Source organism: Pseudomonas sp. GM55 (assembly GCF_000282395.1).
In the GTDB taxonomy this organism is placed as follows: Bacteria; Pseudomonadota; Gammaproteobacteria; order Pseudomonadales; family Pseudomonadaceae; genus Aquipseudomonas; species Aquipseudomonas fluorescens_CC.
The window spans coordinates 24,587-31,009 of the sequence record NZ_AKJJ01000103.1; the positions used below are offsets into that span (position 1 = coordinate 24,587).

The 6,423-nt window shown below is 60.2% G+C and carries 3 protein-coding genes; all 3 read right to left on the minus strand.

Translation table 11 applies throughout. From position 1 onward, the window contains the following. Positions 1–56: 56 nt before the first annotated feature. Positions 57–2,600, minus strand: a complete 2,544-nt coding sequence (locus PMI31_RS23640; protein ID WP_008021461.1) for a LuxR C-terminal-related transcriptional regulator — start codon at positions 2,598–2,600, stop codon at positions 57–59. Positions 2,601–2,741: 141 nt separating this feature from the next. Continuing rightward, positions 2,742–4,109 (minus strand): DUF1329 domain-containing protein, encoded by a 1,368-nt coding sequence (locus PMI31_RS23645; RefSeq protein WP_008021462.1) that lies wholly within the window; start codon positions 4,107–4,109, stop codon positions 2,742–2,744. Between the two features lie 23 nt (positions 4,110–4,132). Continuing rightward, entirely contained in the window at positions 4,133–5,926 is a 1,794-nt protein-coding gene (locus tag PMI31_RS23650; RefSeq protein ID WP_008021464.1) for a DUF1302 domain-containing protein, read from the minus strand. Between the last annotated feature and the right edge of the window lie 497 nt (positions 5,927–6,423).

The window sequence follows — 6,423 nt, forward strand, 5'->3', positions numbered from 1 at the left end:
CTAATAACCCCCCCTGAGTAATGCACGTAATCGAGTATTTACAATTATTACAATTATTACACTTGTGCAATGACCCCCAACTTCTTTGCCACGGCCACTGCTTGAGTACGACGTTCGACACCCAACTTGCTGTGTATTCTTCGCGCGTGGGTTTTAACCGTATGCAATGAAATGAAAAGTTGCTCGGCAATTTGCTGATTGGAACTGCCCTGGGCAATAAGACCCAGTACTTCAATCTCCCGGGTACTTAGCGGGCTGACATCGGCGAGCATGCCCGCCATCGACTCTTCCCCGCGCAAACGGCTGAGCAAATTTGGCTGGCGCAGCTCCAGTTCACGCAACGCCTGTTGCCCATTACAGCGTTTCACCAGCACCAGGCCCGCCTCCAAAGCCGCCTTGGCCAGCTTGGGCTCAGCGGTCAGATCCGCCACTTCGCTGATCGCTAAATGCAATTCCGTTTCCAGCGCCAGCATGGCGTGCCTTTGCGCGTGATCGAGCAACGCCTGCAACCGATCCAGCGGCTTTTGCGTCTGTTGCAAATGCGTCTGCGCCAACACCAACTGGTATTCGATCCGGGCAATCAGCTGCAGCGTGGCCGGTGGCGCCTGGCGCGCACAAGGCCCGCGATAGTGACGCAAGACACGAGTCAGCGCCTCACGGGCCAATTCCGGTCGCCCTTGTTGCAACCAGAAATGGCTGCTGATTTGCAGCAGCACCCCGCGATACACCGTATCGGGAATCTGCCGCTGCTGCATCACGCGCTCGGCTTCGCGCAGACGGTCAAACGCGTGGGCGTAATCGCGCTGATTGGCGGCTATCTGCGCTTGCCCAAGAAAGCCATACAGCACGTGCTTGTCCTGGCTTTGCAGACAGTCCTCCAGGCCGGACTGGAAGAAACCGGCGGCCAACTCATCCTGTCCCTGACAGAGGGCCAGCCGTCCTCGCCGCAGGGCAATTCGCCCCAATAACGGCGTCGGTCGATCAGCCTGTCGGGTCAACAGTGCAAAGACATCTGCCAACAAACTCTCGGCGCGCCGGGACGCTCCGCGCAGCTCCAGCAACTGCGCGTGATCGAGTTCAAGCAGCCCTTCGAACAACAGCGAGCCCTGGGCGCGTGCCAGACACAACGCCTCACGATTGAACGCCTGTGCCACATCGAGTTCGGCGTTGAGCAACGCCTGCTGGGTCAGGCCCGACAGGCACAACAATCGCGCCGGCCAGGCATCGACGCTCAACTCGTCCAGCGCATCGAGAAAGTGCGCGCGGGCCGCCTCCATGCGGCCTTGCAAATGCAGCAACCAGCCCTGTTGCGCCTGCCAGCGCGCCAGCAGTTGCCGCTGCAGCGCCTCCGTAGGCTGCGGGGTAAATCGTGCCAGTTGCTCGATGCACACGGCGGCATGCTCGAAGCGCCCGGCAAACAACAAAGCGGCGGTAACCAGCCCCACCAATTGCGGCGTAACGAGGGTCAGCTCAGCATGCTGACGCTCGTGGAGATTCAACAACAGACAGACATTTTCGCGCCGGAACAAATGCTCAACGCTGAAATGCTGCAACAGACTGACAGCGACTTCGTACTCTTGAGCCAGCAGCGCCTGCTCGAATGCGCCTTGCCAGTCCTCTTCGGCGCTGAACCATTGGCATGCGCGGCGATGCCAGGATCGCCCGGCCGCGGTTGGTTCTTCACGCATCGCCCGGGCCAATGGCTCGAAGATCCGCAACCACTCGACGGAGTCTTCCCAGGGTTCAATGAAGCAGCCCATTTCCTGCAACGCGTGCAGCCACTGCGCGCCCTCCCCCGTACCGAAAAGATGCTCGCACAAGCTGGCGTTGAAGCGTGGCAGATGAACCAATACCAGCCAGACCTCAATCAACTCCGAGGGCAAGGTGTTGAACAACTCGTGTTGCAGATAATCGAGCAATGTTGCCGAACGCCCCTGCTCACCGGACCACGGGCAACCATTGAGTAACGCGATCCGCACGCCAGCGCACCAGCCACCGCTGCGCTCAACCACCCTTTTGGCAGTTTGTGCCGCCAGGGTCGGCTCGACATGACTGAGCAATTGCCCGACCTCGGCCTCGGTAAACGCCAGCGCCCGGCCTTCGTACTCGTACAACTCATCATCGAGCAGCAGCCGCGGCCAGTTGCAGGAGGGTCGTCGACGGGCGCTCAGCCACCATGTAACCGCCGGGCTGGCGGCGGCCAACAGGCGATCGAGCATCCGGTCGAGTTCCGGGTTGGGTGCGCGACAGAAATCGTCGAGAAACAGCCAGGTCGGCGTCTGTAATCGGGCCAGATGCGCCAGCAGCCCCGGCTCATCTGCCGAGGGCAGATCCAGCGCTTGCGTCAGACGCAACAGAAAATCGGCCGCACTCAACGACTGCCCCGCCAGCGGCAGCCAACAGACCCGACAGTGCTCCGGCGCTCGCAACAGGCATTCGCTGAGCAACGCGCTCTTGCCACTACCGGCCGGTGCACAAAGCAACTTCACCCGCGCAGCCGAGACCAGCATGGGCTCAATCAGCCGCTCGCGGGACAGATGATGGGACGACAGTCGGGGCAGGAAGCCAGGGCGGTCCAGACAGTGCGTCATTGCATTCATGGTCGTGCGCCTTTTTTATAATTCTGGCGCCACCCTAGACCCCTCCCGAGCGCTTGTTGAAGAAGTATTCAACACACTGATCGCCCCCTATAAAAAAGGTGACCATGAGGTCACCCTTTTGCGTAAGAGGATATAGGAAACCTACCTTACCCCCGTGCTACGCAAGGCCGCTGGTGTGTAGTCCCCCGCCTTTGCATCGATGTTGAACTCGAAGCTGCGCTTCTCTTCGTTCTTCATTCCCAGGGCGATATAGCGACCGGCAATCAGGTCATACAGCGCTTCGACGGTGTAGGCCGGCACCTGGTGATCGTAGTAGAACTGGGCATGACCTTCAGCGACGCGCCAGAGCTGGCCACGCCCGTCGTAGTGGTCGGCCAGCGCCACTTGCCAGCTGTCTTCATCGATGTACATGTGGCGCTTGGCGTACACGTGCCGCTCACTCGGCTTGACCGTGGCGACGACTTCCCAGACCCGGTGCAACTCATAGCGAGTCAGGTCCTGATTGATGTGCCCGGCCTTGATCACATCGGTGTACTTGAGGTCTGGCGAGTCGAGCTTGTAGCTGTTGTAGGGGATGTACATCTCCTTCTTGCCGACCAGTTTCCAGTCGTAGCGATCCGGCGCGCCGGAAAACATGTCGAAGTTGTCGGTGGTTCGCAGGCCATCGGATGAGGTGCCGACACCGTCATAGGCAACCTGCGGTGCACGCCGTACCCGCCGCTGGCCAGCGTTGTAGATCCAGGCCTTGCGCGGTTCCTTGACCTGATCGAGGGTCTCGTGAACCAGCAACACATTGCCCGCCAGCCGCGCCGGTGCGGTCACTTCCTGCTTGAAGTAGTTGAGGACGTTATCGTCGCTGCCCGGTTTCAGGTCGCTGAGCAACGACGGCACGGCGACCTCGTCCTTGAAGCGGATCACCGTGAAATCGCCATTGGACTGCGGTGTTGCCTGGGTGATGGTGCGCCGCAGATTGCCGCCGTGATACCGGGTCACGTGGTTCCAGATCACTTCCACGCCATTCTTCGGAATCGGGAATGCGTAGTAGCGATTGCCGGTGAAATTGGCCAGACCGTTACCGTCGTTGATCGGTGTTACGTTCAGCGCACTGCGCTTGGCCGACTCATAGATTTCAGCCGGTAATGCCACGGTACGGTGACTCGGGTAGACCGGAATCCTGTAGGTCTCGGGGTAGCGCTTGAACATCGCGATCTGGCCGTCGGAGAGCTTGTCCTTGTACTTGTCGACGGTCGCTGCGGTGATCACGAACAACGGTTTTTCGCTGGCGAACGGGTCAGCCAGGAAACCTTTGCTGTCCACCGCGCCCGCGTTTTTCGGGATGCCGCCGGTCCAGGCCGGAATCGAGCCATCGGCATTGCCGGCCTTCTCGGCACCGAGCGGCGTAAGGCTGGTGCCGAGCTTGTTGGCTTCTTCCGGCGACACCGCAGCCATCACGTTGGCGGCCAGCAACCCGAGGGTCAGCGCGCCCAATTGCATCATCATCTTGCGCATCGAAATCATCCTTTTCAGCCAGATCAGAAGTTCACGCCAAAGCTCAACGCCACGAAGTCACGGTCGGTCAGGGTGTTGAAGTCCCCACCGAAGAAGTCGGTGTAACTGAGGCTCGCGGTGTAGGTGTTGCGATAGTCCGCATCGACACCGAGGCTGATGGCCTTGGCGCCTTCGTTGAACAGGCCGTTGGGGCCAAAGCCGGCGACGTCGTGGGACCACGAGAGGTTGGGTCTGAAGTTGATCCCGGCGATGAGGTTGTTGTAGTCGAGGATGGCCCGCGCGCGATAACCCCATGAAGTCGAGGTCACGAAGCCGTCGGTATCACCGCCGAATCCATACTGGCCATACACCGAGTCGCGGCCGTAGCGCAGTTTGGTGCGAGCTTCCAGACCACCGACCCGAACCACCGCCGCCTCGCCCACCAGGGTCAGGCGATCCGCACCCGCGACCTGATCGATGAAGTGCGTCAGGGTGCTCTGGATCTGGGTCACTTCCTTGCGGCGGTAGCCTTTGTTGTCGGCCCCCGGTGACGTGGCAATTGGCGATGCTGCTCCGCCCGCGATCGGGTTGAGCAACGCCAGAGTCAGGTCATTGGTGTTGACCTGCACCGGGGCGTTGGGGCGGTAACTGATTTCCCCGTTCCACGCGGTGCCGGTGGATAACGTGGTGGAGAAGCTCGCGCCGTAGAGGCGGATGTCTTCCGGATATTCGAGGTAATACTGGCCGCGACCGAGCATCACACTTTGGGCCAGGCCTGAACCGGTGCCGGGCGCGATGCGGTTGGCGGTGGCGACGATCCCCGGAATGCTCGCCAGTGTACTGAGGCCGGCGGTGGTGGTCCCGACGCTCGGGCCGCGGCTGTGGTAGTTCAAGAAATACAGGCCGTATTCGGTGTCATCCCCCAGCCAGCGCAGCGCCGTACCCCACTGTCCGGAATCCCGGGCATCGCGGTCGCCGCCACGGGGAACGATCACGCCCTCCTTGCTGACTTCGAAGCCCTGGCCAAAGGCAGCCGCAATCGGCTGCAACGGTGCAATGGCCGGGTTGGCGACGGTGTAGCCCTTGTTGCAGCCGTCCGCCACCACATCGACACCAAAGAAAGTGCCGCAGTTATCGACCACCGTCTGGTCCCATTCCAGTTGATAGAAGCCTTCGACGGTCAACTTCTCCGTCAGGCCCTGGGAGGCGAACAGCATGTTGACAGGGATCAGGCCCTCCTTGATCTCGGCTCCAGGACGACGGAACGCAGACACGTCAACCGGGTTGATGCTGTTGATCGAGTTGCCGATGAAAGTGCTCTCCCCCCAACTGACCACCTGCTTGCCGGCGCGCACCGTGCCCGGCAAATCGGCGAGGGAGTAGTTGTGATAGACGAAAGCGTCGAGGATTTGCCCGCCTGAAGACTTGGCGCCCTCCTTGCGATTGTGATCGCTGATGTCCTTGAATGGGCGGCTCTCATCCTTGAGTTCGAAGTCGTACCAATACTTGCCACGCACAAACGCACCGGTGTCGCCGTACTTCAGTTCGAGGTCGTGAATACCCTTGAAGATCTTCGAGAAGGTTTCGCCCTTCTTGAAGTTCAATCGCCCGTCGTCGCCGGTCGAAGACTGGCCGGAACCGCCGTTGACGATGCCCACCAGGGATTTATCCGCGTCACGCATGCCCCAGCTCGCGCCGACCGACAACGAGGAGTCGAACGTCCCCTCGATTTCCCCGATGTTGAATGAAAGGGCCTGCGCCTGAGCGCAACAGCCTAATGCCACCGCAGCCGCCAACGCCTGCGGTGTGAAGATGGCGCGCATTGTTGTTTTTGTCATGCGTCTTCCCCGGTGAGTGACAGAAGGCCTCACCCTACTGCCGCCCGCCGAGGGCGATAAGCGCACCAAGGAGGTATTCGTGGTGTACCTCTAAAGGATGACTGGCACTGGGGCATCATCCAGGCGACGAACGCCCGATTCCTGACTGTTGCCCCGGCTGCAACAGTGCATGTCCGTAATTGGTATTTTTCCTGCGACACCAAGGGCTTATTCTTGCCTGGCTGCCACGGTAAACCACCGCAAGACACGATCTATCGGCCCGCGCAGTGATGAAAGATTTCAGATGAATCGAAGATTCGGTTCATCGCCCCGTGTTCACTGACGTTGATTTGTAGCTCCTGATCCAACGTCTTACCTTGGCCGCTGCGTTTGCAGCGGCCTTTTTTATGGTTCTTCACGCAATCCCGGGAAACTGTAGGAACGGCCGGTCGACGCTCGATTGCTGGCGATGGCCTCAAGCGCGCCGCGTTTATTCAGTTCGTAGGCGTTATCGTTAA

Bases quoted from the DNA above. Each gene is read 5' to 3' on its own strand.
- PMI31_RS23650 (WP_008021464.1), bottom strand. From the start codon at position 5,926: ATGACAAAAACAACAATGCGCGCCATCTTCACACCGCAGGCGTTGGCG.
- PMI31_RS23645 (WP_008021462.1), bottom strand. From the start codon at position 4,109: ATGCGCAAGATGATGATGCAATTGGGCGCGCTGACCCTCGGGTTGCTG.
- PMI31_RS23640 (WP_008021461.1), bottom strand. From the start codon at position 2,600: ATGAATGCAATGACGCACTGTCTGGACCGCCCTGGCTTCCTGCCCCGA.